The sequence below is a fragment of the Goodfellowiella coeruleoviolacea genome (assembly GCF_024171785.1).
Lineage (GTDB): Bacteria > Actinomycetota > Actinomycetes > Mycobacteriales > Pseudonocardiaceae > Goodfellowiella > Goodfellowiella coeruleoviolacea.
Genome location: NZ_JAMTCK010000012.1, coordinates 39,788 through 56,200, shown reverse-complemented (window position 1 = coordinate 56,200; position 16,413 = coordinate 39,788). Strand labels below are relative to the sequence as shown.

15 protein-coding genes and 1 tRNA gene are annotated in these 16,413 nt (G+C 71.9%); 8 read left to right on the top strand and 8 right to left on the bottom strand.

The window, feature by feature from the left end; all coding sequences use genetic code 11:
• The first annotated feature begins 24 nt into the window (after positions 1-24).
• The 4 genes from LX83_RS24345 to LX83_RS24330 all read left to right on the top strand — a co-directional run bounded on the left by LX83_RS24345 (position 25) and on the right by LX83_RS24330 (position 2,997).
• Positions 25-900 (top strand): alpha/beta fold hydrolase, encoded by an 876-nt coding sequence (locus tag LX83_RS24345; RefSeq protein WP_253775296.1) that lies wholly within the window; start codon positions 25-27, stop codon positions 898-900.
• Positions 901-922: 22 nt separating this feature from the next.
• On the top strand, positions 923-1,402 hold the full coding sequence (locus LX83_RS24340) for a hypothetical protein (protein ID WP_253775294.1): 480 nt from the start codon (positions 923-925) through the stop codon (positions 1,400-1,402).
• Positions 1,403-1,513: 111 nt separating this feature from the next.
• Positions 1,514-2,287, top strand: coding sequence for an SDR family oxidoreductase (locus LX83_RS24335; protein ID WP_253775760.1), 774 nt, complete (start codon positions 1,514-1,516; stop codon positions 2,285-2,287).
• A gap of 233 nt (positions 2,288-2,520) precedes the next feature.
• On the top strand, positions 2,521-2,997 hold the full coding sequence (locus tag LX83_RS24330) for a hypothetical protein (RefSeq protein ID WP_253775292.1): 477 nt from the start codon (positions 2,521-2,523) through the stop codon (positions 2,995-2,997).
• 319 nt (positions 2,998-3,316) lie between these two features.
• Here LX83_RS24330 and LX83_RS24325 read toward each other — a convergent pair whose 3' ends face one another.
• Positions 3,317-3,682 (bottom strand): hypothetical protein, encoded by a 366-nt coding sequence (locus LX83_RS24325; RefSeq protein ID WP_253775289.1) that lies wholly within the window; start codon positions 3,680-3,682, stop codon positions 3,317-3,319.
• Positions 3,683-4,115: 433 nt separating this feature from the next.
• Between LX83_RS24325 and LX83_RS24320 the strand changes: the two genes are divergently transcribed.
• On the top strand, positions 4,116-4,340 hold the full coding sequence (locus tag LX83_RS24320; protein WP_253775287.1) for a hypothetical protein: 225 nt from the start codon (positions 4,116-4,118) through the stop codon (positions 4,338-4,340).
• Positions 4,341-4,817: 477 nt separating this feature from the next.
• Here LX83_RS24320 and LX83_RS24315 read toward each other — a convergent pair.
• A tRNA-Ala gene (locus tag LX83_RS24315) sits at positions 4,818-4,890 on the bottom strand.
• A gap of 178 nt (positions 4,891-5,068) precedes the next feature.
• Here LX83_RS24315 and LX83_RS24310 point away from each other — a divergent pair.
• The gene (locus tag LX83_RS24310; RefSeq protein ID WP_253775285.1) at positions 5,069-6,376 is read left to right on the top strand and encodes a phenylacetate--CoA ligase family protein; all 1,308 of its coding nucleotides are present in this window, start codon (positions 5,069-5,071) and stop codon (positions 6,374-6,376) included.
• Between the two features lie 22 nt (positions 6,377-6,398).
• Here LX83_RS24310 and LX83_RS24305 read toward each other — a convergent pair whose 3' ends face one another.
• The 3 genes from LX83_RS24305 to LX83_RS24295 all read right to left on the bottom strand — a co-directional run bounded on the left by LX83_RS24305 (position 6,399) and on the right by LX83_RS24295 (position 9,691).
• Positions 6,399-7,214 (bottom strand): DsbA family protein, encoded by an 816-nt coding sequence (locus LX83_RS24305; protein ID WP_253775283.1) that lies wholly within the window; start codon positions 7,212-7,214, stop codon positions 6,399-6,401.
• Between the two features lie 171 nt (positions 7,215-7,385).
• Positions 7,386-8,669, bottom strand: a complete 1,284-nt coding sequence (locus LX83_RS24300; protein WP_253775281.1) for an MFS transporter — start codon at positions 8,667-8,669, stop codon at positions 7,386-7,388.
• Positions 8,670-8,845: 176 nt separating this feature from the next.
• Positions 8,846-9,691, bottom strand: coding sequence for a GNAT family N-acetyltransferase (locus LX83_RS24295; protein ID WP_253775279.1), 846 nt, complete (start codon positions 9,689-9,691; stop codon positions 8,846-8,848).
• 84 nt (positions 9,692-9,775) lie between these two features.
• Between LX83_RS24295 and hrpB the strand changes: the two genes are divergently transcribed.
• Positions 9,776-12,253, top strand: coding sequence for an ATP-dependent helicase HrpB (gene hrpB / locus LX83_RS24290; RefSeq protein WP_253775277.1), 2,478 nt, complete (start codon positions 9,776-9,778; stop codon positions 12,251-12,253).
• Here the strand turns inward: hrpB and LX83_RS24285 are convergent.
• Positions 12,238-12,882: a response regulator gene (locus LX83_RS24285; protein ID WP_253775758.1), complete on the bottom strand. Its 645-nt coding sequence runs from the start codon at positions 12,880-12,882 to the stop codon at positions 12,238-12,240. The two genes, hrpB and LX83_RS24285, sit on opposite strands and share 16 nt — an antisense overlap.
• The gene (locus LX83_RS24280) at positions 12,879-14,075 is read right to left on the bottom strand and encodes a sensor histidine kinase (protein ID WP_253775275.1); all 1,197 of its coding nucleotides are present in this window, start codon (positions 14,073-14,075) and stop codon (positions 12,879-12,881) included. Before LX83_RS24280 ends, LX83_RS24285 begins: the two co-directional genes overlap by 4 nt.
• Positions 14,076-14,199: 124 nt before the next feature.
• Between LX83_RS24280 and LX83_RS38515 the strand changes: the two genes are divergently transcribed.
• Complete coding sequence (locus LX83_RS38515) at positions 14,200-15,102, top strand: DedA family protein (RefSeq protein WP_308204037.1); 903 nt, start codon at positions 14,200-14,202, stop codon at positions 15,100-15,102.
• Between the two features lie 3 nt (positions 15,103-15,105).
• Here the strand turns inward: LX83_RS38515 and LX83_RS24270 are convergent, their stop codons facing one another.
• On the bottom strand, positions 15,106-16,359 hold the full coding sequence (locus tag LX83_RS24270; protein ID WP_253775273.1) for an MFS transporter: 1,254 nt from the start codon (positions 16,357-16,359) through the stop codon (positions 15,106-15,108).
• Positions 16,360-16,413 lie beyond the last annotated feature (54 nt).

Sequence of the window (16,413 nt, the reverse complement as noted above, 5' to 3'; positions counted from 1 at the left end):
CATCACGAACTGGAGGCATTAGAGATGGTCCTCTCCCCGATCGCCCGCACCGCCCACCGCCACCTCGACGTCGACGGGGTCCGGGTCTTCTACCGGGAGTCCCTGCCCGAGCGACCCGACGCGCCGGTGCTGTTGCTCCTGCACGGCTTCCCGTCCGGCTCCCACCAGTTCCGCCGCCTCATCGACGTCCTCGGCTCCCGATACCGACTCATCGCGCCCGACTACCCCGGCTTCGGGCACACCGAGGCCCCAGACGACTTCACCTACTCCTTCGACCAGCTCGCGGCCGTCACCGAGGGCTTCGTGCACGGGCTCGGCCTGACCCGGTTCGTGATGTACGTGTTCGACTTCGGTGCACCGGTCGGTTTCCGGCTCGCCGAGCTGCACCCGGAGTGGGTCGCGGGCCTGGTGGTGCAGAACGGCAACGCCTACGCCGAGGGCCTGTCGGACGGCGCCAGGGACTTCATCGCGCTACGCCCGCAGACCCCCGGCGCGGAGGAGACGATCCGCGATCTGCTGACCCTCGCCGGCACGCGCACGCAGTACGAGACCGGCGTACCCGACCCGGCGCTGCTGACCCCGGACAGCTGGACACTCGACCAGCACTTCCTGGATCTGCCCGGCCGCAAGGAGGCGCAGGTCGCGCTGGCGTTCGACTACCACTCGAACCTCAAGCGCTACGACCGCTGGCAGACCTGGCTCCGCACGCACACCCCGCCGACGCTCATCACCTGGGGCGTCGGTGACCCGTTCTTCCCCGAACCCGGCGCCCGCGCCTACCTGCGCGATCTCCCCGACGCCGAACTGCACCTGTTCGACACCGGCCACTTCGCCCTGGAAACCCACCTGCCCGAAATCGCACCCCTGATCGCCGACTTCGTCGACCGCACCTGGAAGTAGCGGCTGCAGCCAGGAGACCACCATGCGTCCCGTCGCCCGCCGCCCGCTCCCGGGTCTGGCCGTGCTGTTCACCGCCGCCTTCACCACGATCACCACCGAAACCCTGCCCACCGGGCTGCTGCCGTCGATGAGCCGCGCCCTGCACGTGCCCGAATCCCGCGTTGGCCTGCTGGTCGGCCCCGCTGCTGAGCGCGCAGATCCGCCACCTCGGCGGCGCGTTCACCCGCCCGTCCGACAGCCCGCACGGTCCACTCACCGAGCCCTACGCGCTCTACCTGTTCGGCGTTCCCACCGGTCCAGCGGTGGCCCAGGCCATCACCGCCAGGCAGCGCGCACTCGCCGACGCCCTTCCCATCAGCGGCCGCAAGCCTTCACCTTTCTCACTCCCAGCGAGACCTTGGCCAACGTGTTCACCCCCGGCACGCTGAGCCGACTGCGCGACATCAAGCGCGACCGCGATCCACACAACACCTTCCGCCGCAACTTCCCCGTTCTTGCCTGAGCCACCGTGTCCGCGGCAGCCACATCGCCGCTCGACTGTCCCAACGACCTGTAGATGAGTGATCTGGAAAAGCCTGCCGCATGACTGGCAGGAGAAAGAGGAGTGATCGTCGTGCGAATCGCAGTTGCCGGCGCAACGGGAAACATCGGCGCCCTCACCGTCACCGCACTCGAACGGCACGGGCACGAGGTCGTGCGCATCAGTCGCTCGCTCGGGGTGGACCTCATGACTGGTGCGGGACTCGCCGCCGCGCTGCGCGGGGTCGAGACGGTGGTCGATGTCACCAACGGCCCGGCGGCCGACCCGGCCGAGACGGTGACGTACTTCCGCGCAGCCACGCAAAATCTGCTCGCTGCGGAGAAACGAGCCAACGTCCGTCATCACGTGCTGCTCTCGATTGTCGGCATCGATCGTGTCGCGGGTAACGCCCACTACGCGGGCAAGCGGGAGCAGGAACGCCTCGTAGCCACCGGCCCGGTGCCGTGGACGATCGTGCCGGCCACGCAGTTCCACGACTTCGCCGCGACGGTGACGAGTTGGACCGAGCGGGACGGCGTCGCCACGATCCCGCCGCTGCTCGTACAGCCGGTCGCGCCCGCGGACGTGGCCGACGTCCTCACCGAGATCGCGACGGGCATGCCACGGGGACGCCACCCCGACCTCGCCGGACCGGAACCGCAGGACCTGGTGGACATGGCCCGACGCGTCAACGAGGCACGAGACCGCAGCATCAGGCTCGTGCCGACGTGGTCGACGCTGTTCGGCCCGGACATGGCCGGCGACGTCCTGCTGCCTGGCGAGAGGGTCCGCATCGCACCAACCACCTTCGAGGAATGGCTCGCGACACAGCGGCAGGCGCACGCCCCAACGTCGCCGACCTCATAGGCGGAACCCGGGCCCACAGGGCCGAGCCACCACCGATCGATCCCAACATCTTCCATCCAGAACAGGACTCCCATGACCGCCCTCCTTCGCAGACCGGGGCTCGCCCTGGCCGTGCTGGCCTTCGCTCAACTGATGGGACGTTCAGATCCCAAATCCCAAGCATCAGTTCGCCTTGTTCTCAATAGACGGAGGGAAAACGCGAACTTTTCACCCGAAGGGTGTGTGACTCACTGATGTACCTCAACGAGACCGACGTGGTCACCCGACTACACATCTACCTACGAGCCAACGATCTGCACAAAGCTATTCAAGCCTGCCAACCCCTTGCCGCCAGACTGAAAGCCATGCGGTTCGAAGCCGGCCCGGCGAACTCGGACGCGGACAACGAATACCTTATCCGCCTGATCATCAGAACCCCTGCACGCAGTGGAGAGAGCCCTCAACAAGCCCTACGCAGGGTCACCGAGCAGCACGCTGGGATCCTGGGGGCTGACAACCAGTTTGTGCAGATCAGTCCCGTAGGATCCGCTTACGTTAGCCGGCTGTTGATGATGGGTGCGGAGTGGGCTGGCGTAATACTTCCCGGCTGCTACTCATGCGAACTACTGGCTGAACAAGGCCGAGATCCTTTTAACAGCGAACCGGCAGCGCATGAAGTGGAAGACCTCGATGACATCGAGGCACCCAACCTAAACGAAGAGCAGAAATGAATATCGCCCTCGCCTCCCTACCGGCAAGACGACAACCGCCAACCGCGGAGCGTTACCTATCTCTCGCATCGGAACAGCACCGAAAGCACCCCGAGCCGGGAACGACTGTTCGTGACAGGACCCCCGACTTCCGGCAACAATAGCAATATCGTCAGACTTACCGCCCACAGGAGTTGGCATCAGCTTCATCACCGACGCCGATTCACCCAAATAGAACCAGGAATTTCGAATGACAATCAAACAGCGCAGGAAAGAATCCGCCAGCGTTGTCAACGGTCACGATGACCGCGATATATCGCGATATCGAGACTCACAGGAATCAGGGAGGGCCGCCTGTAGTCCCACAACATTCGCGCAGGATCCTTCTGTTGATGGGTCTGACCAGGGCTGTGCCGGCGCAAGGGATTGCGGGCAGGGCTGTGCCGGGAAACGGCTCATTGCCGTTTGTGGCGAAGCCTGATGTGGGCAGTGCGAGTCGAAGCTGCACGGGTGCGTTGGTCGCGCCCAACAACTCTGGCGCGTCGTCCTCGTCGTCTGGCGTGTCACCACCGGCATCGGTGGGTGCGGGCACCTCCCACCCTGCCTCGATCAACTTGAAGATCAGGGCAGGAACCTGATCCCTCGTGTGCTCATCGCCCTGAGCCGCCTCGGGAGCCGACATGTCGATCCACACCGCGTAGGGCACCGCATTTCCTTCCTCGACCCGTGCCGCTGGCTGCCCCAGACTCCGAACCGAAGTTCCTTGTCCCGAGCCCGTTTTCTCAGCAGCACCTGAAATATGAGGGCCATCGGTTCCCTCGGCTGGCCGGCTCGGTCCACCGAACGAGGAATGCCGATGAATCCCTCCGAATCCAGCCCCCAGAATAGACAGTCCCAGGGGATGCCTGCTGGTTATCAACGGGAACCATTCGCCCGTATCTGCCCTCTTTCCCACAACAAGAGACCACCGGACCTGCGGCCTCACCAGCCGGCGATGCTCCAGAGAAGCCCGATCGTCCGCGTTACTCCCGGCCCACAACCGGTTTCACCGGAGCACAGGGTTGATCGAGTTGCGAACATGCCAGCGAAGGCGCATGACGGCCCTGACCACACCGACACCCCACTCCCAGGAGGACGTCATGTCCTGGGTCGAGAAGACCGGAAAGCACTCCTGGCGGATCCGCTACCCCAACGGCAACGGAACCTACGGATCACTGTCCGGGTTCACCAGCAGAAAAGCCGCCGAAAACTACGCCCACGACCTGGAAAACCGACCGCCGCCGCGGCACCTGGATCAACCCCACCGCCTGCCACACCACCTGGACCGGCTGCCGCTGGGGCGAACTCGCCGGCCTGCACCGTGACCACCTCGACCTCGACCGCGGTCTGCTGACCATCGACCCCGACACCGGCGCGCTCCCCGAATCCACCCACGGCCTGTGACTGGGACCGCCCAAGACACCCGCCTCAGCACGAACCATCACCCTGCCGCCCTTCCTCACCACACTGCTCCGCGAACACCTCGCCGACACCCCGGGCCCGTTTCCATCCACCCCGGGCTGACCTTCCACGGCCTGCGCCACAGCCACAAAACCTGGCTCATCGCCGACAGAATCCCGGAAATCGCCCAGGCAGAACGGCTCGGGCACCACCGGGCCAACCGCCCCCACCACCGGCCCCACCGCCATCCGCTCGCGCCCACACGGCTGTCCGATTCGATCAGCCGAGAGGGGGTCCGGGGGCGAAGCCCGCCGGGCGGGGTCTGGGGGTTGCACCCCCAGAAAACGCAACGAGCGGGGTAGGTTCGCACTTTCGGCGAACCTACCCCGCTCACGAGCGAGTGGAGCTGACGGGACTCGAACCCGTGACCCCCACACTGCCAGTGTGGTGCGCTACCAGCTGCGCTACAGCCCCTTACTGATCCACCGGCCGGGGTTTTTGGCTTCCCCGTTCGGTGTGGTCATACCGTACACGACGAGGTGGCCAGAACAAAAATCGGGGGTGTCCAAGGCTTCCGCGCAGGTCAGCGGCCTGGTAGACCCGGCATGTGAGCGCGAACGCGGATCATGGTGAGCAGGGTCACCCTCCTCTGGTGGATGCCGTTGCCGAGGGCATGGACCCGGAGCTGCGGCGGGCCGAGCAGCAGCGGGCGCTGGTCGGGTTGGTGGACCGGTTGTTGGCCGCGGACGGGGTGCAGGCGCAGCGGTTGCGGGCGGCCGGGGTGCGGCGGGGTGCCGACGTGGACCTGGCCGAGTTGCACCGGCTGCCCACTGTGGACAAGGCGGACCTGTGGGAGCACTACCCGCTGGGGCTGTGCGCCGTGCCCGCCGAGGAGATCGTGTGCGTGCACGGCTCGTCGGGCACGGGTGGGCGGCCCACGCTGGTCGGCTACACCGCGCACGACGTGGACGTGTGGGCGCGGGTGATGGCGCGGGCACTGGGCGGGGCCGGGGCGAGCCGGCGCAGCACCGTGCACAACGCGTACGGGTACGGGCTGTTCACCGGGGGCGTTGGCGTGCACCACGGGGCGATGCGGCTGGGCGCCGCGGTGGTGCCGGCGTCCGGCGGCATGACCGCCCGACAGCTGCGGCTGATCCAGGACCTGGCGCCGGACGTGCTGTGCTGCACGCCGTCCTACGCGGTGCACCTGGGCGAGGCGGCGCGCGCCGAGGGCGTTGACCCGGCGGGGCTCTCGCCCCGGGTCGCGGTGCTGGGCGCGGAACCGTGGAGTGAAACCCTGCGCGACCAGGTGGAGCGGCTGCTCGGGCTGCGCGCGCTGGACATCTACGGGCTGTCCGAGGTGATCGGTCCTGGCGTGGCGTGTGAGTCGCTGGACTCCGCGGGGCTGCTCAACGTGGCCGAGGACCACTTCTACGTGGAGGCGGTGGACGCCGACGGCAACCCGGTGCCCGACGGCACACCCGGTGAGCTGGTGTTCACCACGTTGACCAAGACGGGCATGCCGCTGCTGCGCTACCGCAGCGGGGACGTGGCCAGTCTGGCCGGGCCGGTGCCGGGCTCGGCGCGCACGCTGCGGCGGATGAGCCGGGTGCTGGGCCGGCGGGACGACATGCTGGTGGTGCGCGGGGTGAACGTGTTCCCCGCGGAGATCGAGGCGGTGCTGCTGTCCGACGCCCGGGTCAGCCCGCACTACCTGATCGTGGAGGACCGCACGGTGGCGGCGCGACCGGAGGTGCGGGTGGCGGTGGAGCCGGTGGACGGCGGGGTGGACACGGCGGCGCTGGGCCGGGACGTGGCCGCGCGGTTGCGGGAACGGCTGGGCATCGCGTGCGCGGTGCGGGTGCTCGCGCCGGGCGGGGTGCCGCGCACCGAGGCGGGCAAGGCGCAGCGGCTGGTCCGGTGGTCGCAGGGCACGCCGCCGCTGCCCGGCCTGGGCTAGACCGGGCAGCGGCGACCGGGGCTCAGCCCTGACCGGCCTGCTTGATGATCTTGTTGAGCCACTCCGGGTCCTGGGTGTTGATGATCTGGTCACCCACCACGATGGTGGGCGTGCCCCGGAAGCCGGTGCGGCCGTCCGGCCGGGTGGCCTGCAGGCGCGGGTCGTTGCGGGCCTGCTCGTAGGCGTTGTTGATGTCCTGCTTGTGGGTGCCGTTGTTGACGCAGTTGGCGAACTCGTCACCGCTGATGCCCAGGTCCCGGCCGAGCTTGATCAGCTGGCTGTTGTCGTAGCCGCGCTCGCCCTCCTCGGGCTGGGTGGCGAACAGGCTGGCGTGGAAGTCCTCGAACTTGCCGGCGTCGGCCGAGCACAGGGCGGCGTTGGCCGAGTCCAGCGAGTAGCCGGGCGGGTCGGAGGCGTTGTTGAGCATGGGCAGCAGGTGGTAGCGCACGTTGAAGGTGCCGGCGGCCAGCTGCTCCTCGATCTGCTTGCCGTAGGACTTCTCCAGCAGGCCGCAGTACGGGCACAGGAAGTCCTCGTAGATGTCGACGGTGAGCTTGGCGTCCGGTTTGCCGGCCAGCACGGTGCCGTCCTCCCGCTGCGCCTGGTACTCGGCGCTCACCGAGCTGGTGGGCACGGGCTGGTTGCCGACCTGGCGCGTGGAGCGGGAGTTGCTGTAGAGCACCCCGCCGACGACCACGGCCGCGAGCACCACCACGGCCGCCACCCCGATGAGGATCTTGGTGCGGTCGTTGCCGGTGCCCCGCGCCGCGGCGACCGCCCTGGCCGCCTGCGTCTGGGCCTGCTTCTTCTTCCGCGCGTTGCGCTCGGCGCCACCCACGATCAACGTCCTCCCACGAGGTGCCTCGCCGTCCGGGCCGCCGCTGGCGGAGACGAGCCAGGTCTGTCCGGACCCACACCCGCAGGGTACCGACGGCCCTGACCAGGTCGTGGATCACCTACCGCGGCCGGGTGCCGGCCGGACCGGGGGCTCGCCCGGCCACCCGCGCGCTCAGCGCCGCCCGTCCGAGCCCGGGTCGGCCTGCCCGCCCTCGGTCTCGGTCACCGCCTGGGCGGCCGCCACCTCGGGCGTCGGCGCGCGGCGGGGCAGGGTCTCCGGGGCGGCCAGCCAGACCAGCAGGGCGAGCACGGCCATGGCCCCGGTGAGGGTGAACGCGGCCGGGAAGGTCCAGTGGTCGGCCATGGCGCCGGCGGCCAGCGGGCCGACGATCGCGCCGAGGTCGGCGGCCATCTGGAAGGCGGCCAGCACCGGGCCGCCCCTGGCCCTGGCTCCGAGCACGTCGGCGACCACGGCGTTCTGCGCCGGGTTGAGCAGGCCGGCGCCGACGCCGGCGACCAGGGAGGCGGCCAGGAACGTGCCGGGGCTGGTGGTGAAGCCGAGCCAGATGGTGCCGGCCGCGGACACGGCGAGGCCGGCCAGGGCCAGGGGCCGCCGGCCCCACCGGTCGGCGAGCCGGCCGGACAGCAGCAGCACGGCGGCGTTGCCGCCGGCGAACACCGACAGCGACACCCCGGTCAGGCTCGGGCTGCGGTGCAGTGACTCGGTGACGAACAGCGGGATCAGCGAGATGCGCACGCCGAACACCGCCCAGCCGTTGGCGAAACCCGAGGCCAGCGCGGCCCGGTAGGCGCCGGAGCGCAGCGCCGACCGCACGGTCACGCTGGTCACCTCGCCCCCCTTGTCCACCGAGGCGGCCAGGGTGGAGTTGCGCAGGAACAGCCACACCACCAGGGCGGCCACGACCAGGGCGGCGGCGTAGCCGAGGAACGGGGCGCGCGGGGAGATCTCCACCAGGGCCGCGCCCACCACCGGCCCGGCGATGTTGCCGATCAGGAAGCTGCTGGACCACACGCCGGACGCCCTGGCGCGCAGCGGCGCCGGGGTGAGCCGGATGAGCAGGCCGACCGCGGAGACGGTGAACATGGTGGAGCCGACGCCGGCCAGCGACCGGAAGAACAGCAGCTGCCAGTAGGCGGCGGCGAACCCGCAGGCGCCGGTGCCGGCGGCGACGATGAGGATGCCGACCAGGTAGACCGGGGGTTCGCCGAACCTGGTCACCAGCCGGCCGCTGACCGGGGCGAAGGCCAGCCGGACGAAGGCGAACGCGCTGACCACCAGGGCCGCGGCGGTGCTGCCGACGTTGAAGCTGGTGGCGAAGGTGGGCAGCACCGGGGCGACCACGCCGAAGCCGATGGCGATGATGAAGCTGGCCGCGACCAGCACCCACACCTCGCCGGGTAATCGGAGGGTGCGCTCGTCGACCTCGGTTGTCACCACTTGTCCGACCCCTTCACCGTCGCGGCTCGGCCGGCTCACGCGGGCGGCTTCGGCCCGGGGATGCCCACCGGCACACCACTCACGCTTAGCGGAGCTAAGGATATGGATCGGACGGGGACAGACCTAATCCGTGTGGGGGAGGCAGACCACTCACATCACCCGATCAGCCGGAATCAGTCGAGCAGTTCATCCACTCTGCGTACGTATCCGGTCACCGGGTAGCCGGCCTGCAAGCCACACGACTCAGCGAACCGCTCGGTGCCGCCGCCCTCGTCCACGTACGCGGCCACCAGCAGCGCGCCCAGCCCGCGCAGCCGCTCGGCCAGCGCGCCGACCAGGGCGCCGCCAATGCCGCGCCGCCGCCGCGCCGGGATCACCACCACCTGTTCGACCAGGCCGACGCCGTGTTCGGCGAAGCCCGAGGCGAACCCGGCGACCCTTCGGGCGTCCGGGTCGGGGTCGTCCACCACGAGCAGCACGCAGCGCGGGTCGTCCAGCCGCTGGCCGAGGTGGCGCAGCAGCCGCGCGGTGCCGGACAGCGGCAGGCCCAGCTCATCGGCGAACACCGCGGCCACGGCCGGCAGGTCGGCGTCGAGCGCCGGGCGCACCGGCACGGCCGCGGCCGGCGCCGCCCGCTCGCCCGGTCGGTGCACCATGGCGAGGATCTCGGTGACCGCCTGCCAGCCGGTGTCGTCGGCGATGCCGTCGATCTCCGGCACGGTGGTCGGCGAGGCGAACACCACGGCCTCGGCCCGCCCGGCGTCGGCGAAGGTCTGCTCCAGGCGCATCAGCGTGTCCGCCACCTGCGCGGACGTTCCGTCCAGGGCGCACGCGTGGTTGCCCGTGGGCAGCGGGTTGTCCCGGTTGACCACCACCCGCGCGCCGCCCACCCGCCCGATCCGGCCGTAGCGGACCGCGCCCGAGGCCAGCCGGGCGTTCTCGACCAGCGTGGCCAGGTCGCGGGCCTGGTAGGTGTCGAGCAGTTCCGGGTCGTCGGGGTCGCGCAGCGGGTCCACCACACCTCCAGCGTGACACGCCGCACCGACACCGGCGCCGCTCCCGGGCGCGGATCGCGGAGCCGGCGCCAGGCAGACTGGGCGACCGTGGAGCTGCCAGCCGACCTTCCCGACCTGCCGGTGCGCGCGCTGCTCGGCGAGATCACCGCCACCCTGGACCGCGCCGGCGCCGCCGTGCTGGTGGCCCCGCCGGGCAGCGGCAAGACCACCCTGGTGCCGCTGGCGCTGGCCGCTGCCGAGGGCCGGGTGGTGGTGGCCGAGCCGAGGCGGCTGGCGGCCAGGGCCGCGGCCAGCCGGATGGCCGCGCTGCTGGGCGAGCCGGTGGGCCGGACCGTGGGCTACTCGGTGCGCGGGGACCGGCGGGTCTCCCGGGCCACCCGGATCGAGGTGGTGACCTCGGGGCTGCTGGTGCGGCGGTTGCAGGCCGACCCGGAGCTGACCGGCACGCACACCGTGCTGCTGGACGAGTGCCACGAGCGGCACCTGGACGCCGACCTGCTGCTGGCGCTGCTGCTGGACGCGCGCGCCGGGCTGCGGCCGGACCTGCGGCTGCTGGCCACCTCGGCGACCGTGGCCGCGCAGCGGCTGGCCGACGTGCTCGGCGGGGAGCGGCCCGCGCCGGTGCTGCACACCAGCGCCCGCGAGTTCCCGGTGGACACCACCCACGTGGCACCGGCCCGCACCGAGCCGATCGAGTCCTGTGTGGCCAGAGCTACCCGCCGCGCACTGTCCGAATCAGACGGTGACGTGCTGGTGTTCCTGCCCGGGGTGGCCGAGATCCGCCGGGTGGCCGGCCTGCTCGCTGATCTGTCCGATGTGGACGTTCTGCCGCTGCACGGCCGGCTGCCCAGTGCCGAGCAGGACCTGGCGCTGCGGCCGGGGCCGCGCCGGCGGGTGGTGCTGGCCACGGCCGTGGCCGAGTCCAGCCTGACCGTGCCCGGGGTGCGCGCGGTGGTGGACTGCGGGCTGGCCCGGGTGCCCCGGATGGACCACCGGCGCGGGCTGTCCGGCCTGGCCACGGTGCGGGTGTCCGCGGCCGTGGCCGACCAGCGGGCCGGTCGCGCCGGCCGGCAGGGACCGGGCCGCGCCTACCGGTGCTGGCCGGAACACGAGCACAGCACGCTGCCCCGCTACCCCGAGCCGGAGATCCGCACCGCCGACCTCACCCGGCTGGCCCTGGAGCTGACCTGCTGGGGTTCGCCCACCGGCGCCGGGCTGACCTGGTGGGACCGGCCGCCGGAGGGACCGCTGAACGCCGCCCTGTCGGTCCTGTGGGTGCTGGGTGTGCACGACGAGGCCGGCAGGCTCACCGACCGGGGCCGGCGCATGGCCGACCTCGGCCTGCACCCCCGGCTGGCCAGGGCACTGCTGGACGGCGCGGCCGAGGTGGGCGCGCGGGCCGCCGCCGAGGTGGTGGCGCTGCTCGACGACGACGGCCTGGCCACCGACGCCGACCTGGACCTGGCGCTGCGCCGGCTGCGCGATGGCACCGCACCGGGCAGCCGCCGCTGGCGCGCCGAGGCCGACCGGCTGGCCGCCCTGGTCGAGCCGGACACCACCGGCAAGCCCGCGCAGCGCGCCGATCCCGCGCTGGTGGTGGCACTGGCCTACCCCGAACGCCTGGCCAGGCGCCGCGCCCCAGGCTCGCCGGTGTACCTGATGGCCGGTGGCACCGCGGCGGAACTGGCGCCGGGCAGCGGCCTGGCCGACGCGGAGTGGTTGGCCGTGGCCAGTGCCGACCGCGCGCCCGGCCGCAGCCACGGCCGCGTCTGGCTGGCCGCCCGCACCGACCAGGAGCTGGCCGTGCGCGCCGCGCCCCGCATGGTGTCCACAGTGGACGACGTGACCTGGGCGGACGGCGATGTGGTGGCCACCAGCCGGCACCGGCTGGGCGCGATCCTGCTGAGTGAGCGGCCGCTGGCCGAGCCGGCACCGGACGCGGTGCGCCGGGCGCTGCTGCTGGGCATCCGCACCGAGGGCACCGCGCTGCTGCGCTGGGACGCCGACGCGGTGCGGCTGCGCGAGCGGCTGGCGTTCCTGCACCGGGTGCTGGGCGAGCCGTGGCCGGACGTGGCCGAGCCGGCCCTGGTGACCACCGCCGAGACGTGGCTGGCCGAGGAGCTGGCCACCGCCCGCCGCCGCGCCGATCTGTCCACAGTGGATGCCGGGCGGGCACTGCGCCGGCTGCTGCCGTGGCCGCAAGCGGGCCGGCTGGACGAGCTGGCGCCGGACCGGCTGGCGGTGCCGTCCGGTTCACGCGTTCGGCTGGACTACTCGGCCGGTGACCCGGTGCTGCCGGTGAAGGTGCAGGAGGCGTTCGGCTGGACCGAGACGCCGCGCATCGCCGACGGCCGGGTGCCCGTGGTGCTGCACCTGCTCTCCCCCGCCGGCCGGCCCGCCGCGGTCACCAGCGACCTGGCCTCGTTCTGGCGCACGGGCTATCCCCAGGTGCGGGCGGAACTGCGCGGCCGCTACCCGAAGCACCCGTGGCCGGAGGACCCGCTCACCGCCACGCCCACCCGCCGCACCAACCGGGCCGAGCGGCGCGCTCAGGACTCCAGGTAGCGCAGCACCGCCAGCACCCGGCGGCTGTAGCCGGTGGTGTGGGACAGGCCGAGCTTGTCGAAGATCGCGTTGACGTGCTTCTCCACCGCGCTCTGCGACACGTGCAGCTGCTCGGCGATGGTGGCGTTGGTGTGGCCCTGTGCCATGTGTCCCAACACATCCCGCTCACGCGGGGTGAGCCGGCTCACCGGGTCGGCGTGGCTGGTGCGGGCCAGCAGCTGGCGCACCACCTCCGGGTCGAACGCGGCGCCACCGGCGGCGACGCGCTCCAGCGCGGTGAGGAACTCCTCCACCTGCACCACGCGGTCCTTGAGCAGGTAGCCGATGCCCACGCTGTCCAGGCTGAGCAGTTCGGCGGTGTAGCGCTTCTCCACGTACTGCGACAGCACCAGCACGCCAACGCCGGGCCAGCGCCGCCGGATCTCCAGTGCGGCGCGCAGCCCCTCGTCGGTGTGCGTGGGCGGCATCCGCACGTCCACCACGGCCACGTCCGGCTGGTGCGCGGCCACCGCGTCGATCAGCCGCGCGCCGTCGCCCACCGCGGCCACCACGTCGTGGCCCTCGTCGGCGAGCAACCGCGCCAGGCCCTCGCGCAGCAGCGTGGAGTCCTCGGCCAGGATCACCCTCAGCACGGCAGCTCCGCGCTGATCCTGGTGGGCCCGCCCACCGGGCTGTGCACGTCGAACCGGCCGTCCACGGCCGCGACCCGGCGCGCCAGCCCGGACAGCCCGCTGCCGCCGGGATCGGCGCCGCCCACCCCGTTGTCCTCGATCCGCACGGCGATCACGTTCTCCCGCTCGGTGATGTCCACAGTGATCAGTTCGGCCGTGGCGTGCTTGGCCGCGTTGGTCACGGCCTCGCACACCACGAAGTAGGCCACGGTCTCCAGCACGCCGGTCGGCCGGCTGGCCAGACCGTAGTCGATGCGCAGCGGAACCGGGCAGCGCTCGGCCACCGTCTCCAGCGCCGCGGCCAGCCCGCTCTCGTCCAACACGGTCGGGTACACCCGCCAGGCCACCTCGCGCAGGTCGCTCAGGGCCTGCTGGGCCTGCTCGTGGGCCTGGCGCAGCAGGTCGGCGGTGCGCTCGGGCGCCTGGGAGCGGCGGGCCCGGCCCAGCAGCATGCCCAGTGCCACCAGCCGCTGCTGCACGCCGTCGTGCAGGTCCCGTTCGATGCGCCGGCGCTCGTCGTTGACGGCCTCGACCACCCCGGCCCGGCTCGCGGCCAGCTCGCTGATCCGCTGCTGCAACCGGTCCTGGTCGCTGGGGCCGAGGAACCGGCGCGCCTGCCAGCGCTCCAGCGCGGCCAGCTCGAAGGTGCCGTGCCCGGCCAGGTAGAGCCCGGCCACCCCCAGTCCGGCGCTGGTCAGCGCGTTGGCCAGCGGGATCTCGGCGACCAGGACCACCGCGGCGACCAGGTAGCCGACCCCACCCACCAGCGCGGCCAGCACCACCACCGGACCCAGCAGTCCGGTCAGCAGGCGCAGCAGCAGGTAGGCCACGGCACGACGGAGGCCGTGCTCGTCGGTCACCTCGCAGTCCAGCCACCTGGCCAGCCGCCACCGGTCCACGCCGACGCACCCGCGCACCCGGCGCGCGATCCAGTCCAGCAGCGCGGGGCGGGTGCCCGACCAGACCGTGGTCGGCACCATCGTCACGCCCGCCACCACCAGGACCACGCCACCCAGCAGGGCGGTGCCGCTGCCGATGAGCGCCCCGGTGACCAGGCGCAGCCACCGGACCAGCACCCGGCGCAGCGGGTCGTCCGCGCGTGCCGGGGCCTGCGCCTGGCCGGCGTCTGGTCGTGCTGGATCGGTTGTCACGCGGCAGAGGCTAATCAGCCGGGCACCCTGTGGTTTTCCGCGGGTTCGGCCCTGTGGCGGGCGCCGGAAAGGTGTGCGTCCGACCTCATGGTGCCAATATGTCCGATTTCCTAGCCTGGTCGCCATGAGTTCCTTGGCGCTGGACCCGCACCTCGTCACCGCGGCCGCAGCAGAGTCCACTACGGACAGCGGTCTGGTCGGCTGGGTGGTGAACCTGATGGAGACCCTGGGCGCGCCGGGCGCCGGGCTCGCCGTCGCACTGGAGAACCTGTTCCCGCCGCTGCCCAGCGAACTGTTCCTGCCGCTGGCCGGGTTCACCGCCAGCCAGGGCAGCATGAGCCTGGTCGCCGCGCTGATCTGGACCACCATCGGGTCGGTGGTCGGCGGTGTCGCGCTCTACGCGGTCGGCGCGCTGCTCGGCCGGGACCGGATCAGGGCGATCGCCAAGCGATTACCCCTGGTGAACGTGGCCGATGTGGACAAGACCGAGGCGTGGTTCGCCAAGCACGGGGTCAAGGCGGTGTTCTTCGGCCGGATGATCCCGATCTTCCGCAGCCTGATCTCGATCCCGGCCGGCGTGGAGCGGATGTCCATGCTGACGTTCCTGGTGTTCACCGCCCTGGGCAGCCTGATCTGGAACACCGCCCTGGTCATGGCCGGCTACCTGCTCGGCGAGAACTGGCACCTGGTCGAGGACTACGTGGGCGTGCTGTCCAATGTGGTCGCCGTGGTGGTCGTGGTGGCCGTGGTCTGGTTCGTGGTCAGCCGGGTGCGCCGGGCCCGCCGGGCCAAGCAGACCGGCGCTGGGCAGACCGGCGCTGGGCAGACCGGCGCTGGGCAGCCGGGTCCGGGCCGGCCCGTCCCCGGGCAGGCCGACCCCGACCAGACCGTCCAGTTCGACCGGGTGTCCGACGCGGACACCGTGCGGCTGGGCCGGACCCGGGACCGGGACCGGGACCGGGACCGGGACCGCGACCGGGACCGCGACAACGACACCGTGCGCATCCAGCGCCGGCCCCGGCCGTGAGGCTCAGCGCGTCGTCCTGCTGATCCGGTGTGCCAGCTCGGCACAGCACAGTCCGATGAGGACGAACACACCGGCCACCCAGGCCAGCCACTGGGACGCGAGGACCTGGAGTGCGCCGGCGCCAACCAGCCCGGCCAGGGACACGGCCAGGTAGGTGGCGGAGGCGTTGAGCGAGACCACCACCGCGGCGTCCCTGGGCCGCATGGCGATCAACTGGTGCTGCTGCGGCACGGTGATGCTCCACGCACCGAGCCCGAACGCGAGCACGGCGACGACCGCACCCACCAGGGTGGCGCTGGTGACCGGGAGCAGCGCGTAGTCCAGGGCCAGCAGCAGCGCGGCCCCGACGAGCACCCACCGGGCGCCGTAGCGGTCGCTGAACCGGCCGGACAGGTAGGTGCCGACCATGCCGGCCACACCGGAGCAGAACAGCAGCACCGCCAGGGTGGTGCCGCTGCCGCCGGTGGCGCGCGCCACGATCACGCTCAGGTAGGTGTTCACCACGTACACGCCGATGAACAGCGCGACCGTGGTGAGCAGGGTCATCGCCACCCGCCGGTCGCCGAGCGGGGCGAACCGCTGGCGCAGCCCCGCGGTCGGCGGCGCCGGCACGGCCGGCAGCCACAGCGCCACCCCGGCCGCGGCCACCACCCCGAGCACGACCACGAACCACATGGTGCCGCGCCAGTCCAGCACCGTGCCCAGCGCGGTGCCGATGGGCACGCCGAGCGCGGTTGACGAGGTCAGGCCCAGGACGACCAGGGAGATGGCGCCGGCGCGGCGGCTGGGTGGGGCGATGGCCGCGGCGGTCGCGCCCGCGTTGGGGGTGAACAGGGCGGCCCCGGCCGCGGCCAGCACCCGGGTGGCCAGCACCCAGCCGTAGGTGGGCGCGAGGGCGGTGGCCGCGTTGCCGAGCCCGAACACGACCAGCGCGGTCAGCAGCACGGCCCGCCGGGACCACTGCCCGGTCAGCGCGGCCAGCACCGGTGTCAGCAGGGCGTAGGCGATGGAGAACACGGTGACCAGCTGCCCGGCCTCGGCCACGCTCACGTGCAGTGAGCCGGCGATGTCTGGCAGCACCCCGGCCACCACGAAGGCGTCGGTGCCCACGGCGAAGCTGCCGGTGGTGAGCACCAGGACCCGGCCGGGAATACGCTCCGGTGGGGCGTCCGCCGTGGGCGTCCCGGCTGTGGGGTTCCCGGCCGTGGGGTTCCCGGCTGTCGGCTTACCGGTGAGCGGCGGTGGTTGGCTGGCCACACGTCCTCCAAATGGTACCGATCGGTTCCGTCTTGACAGTGGGCAGACGGTACC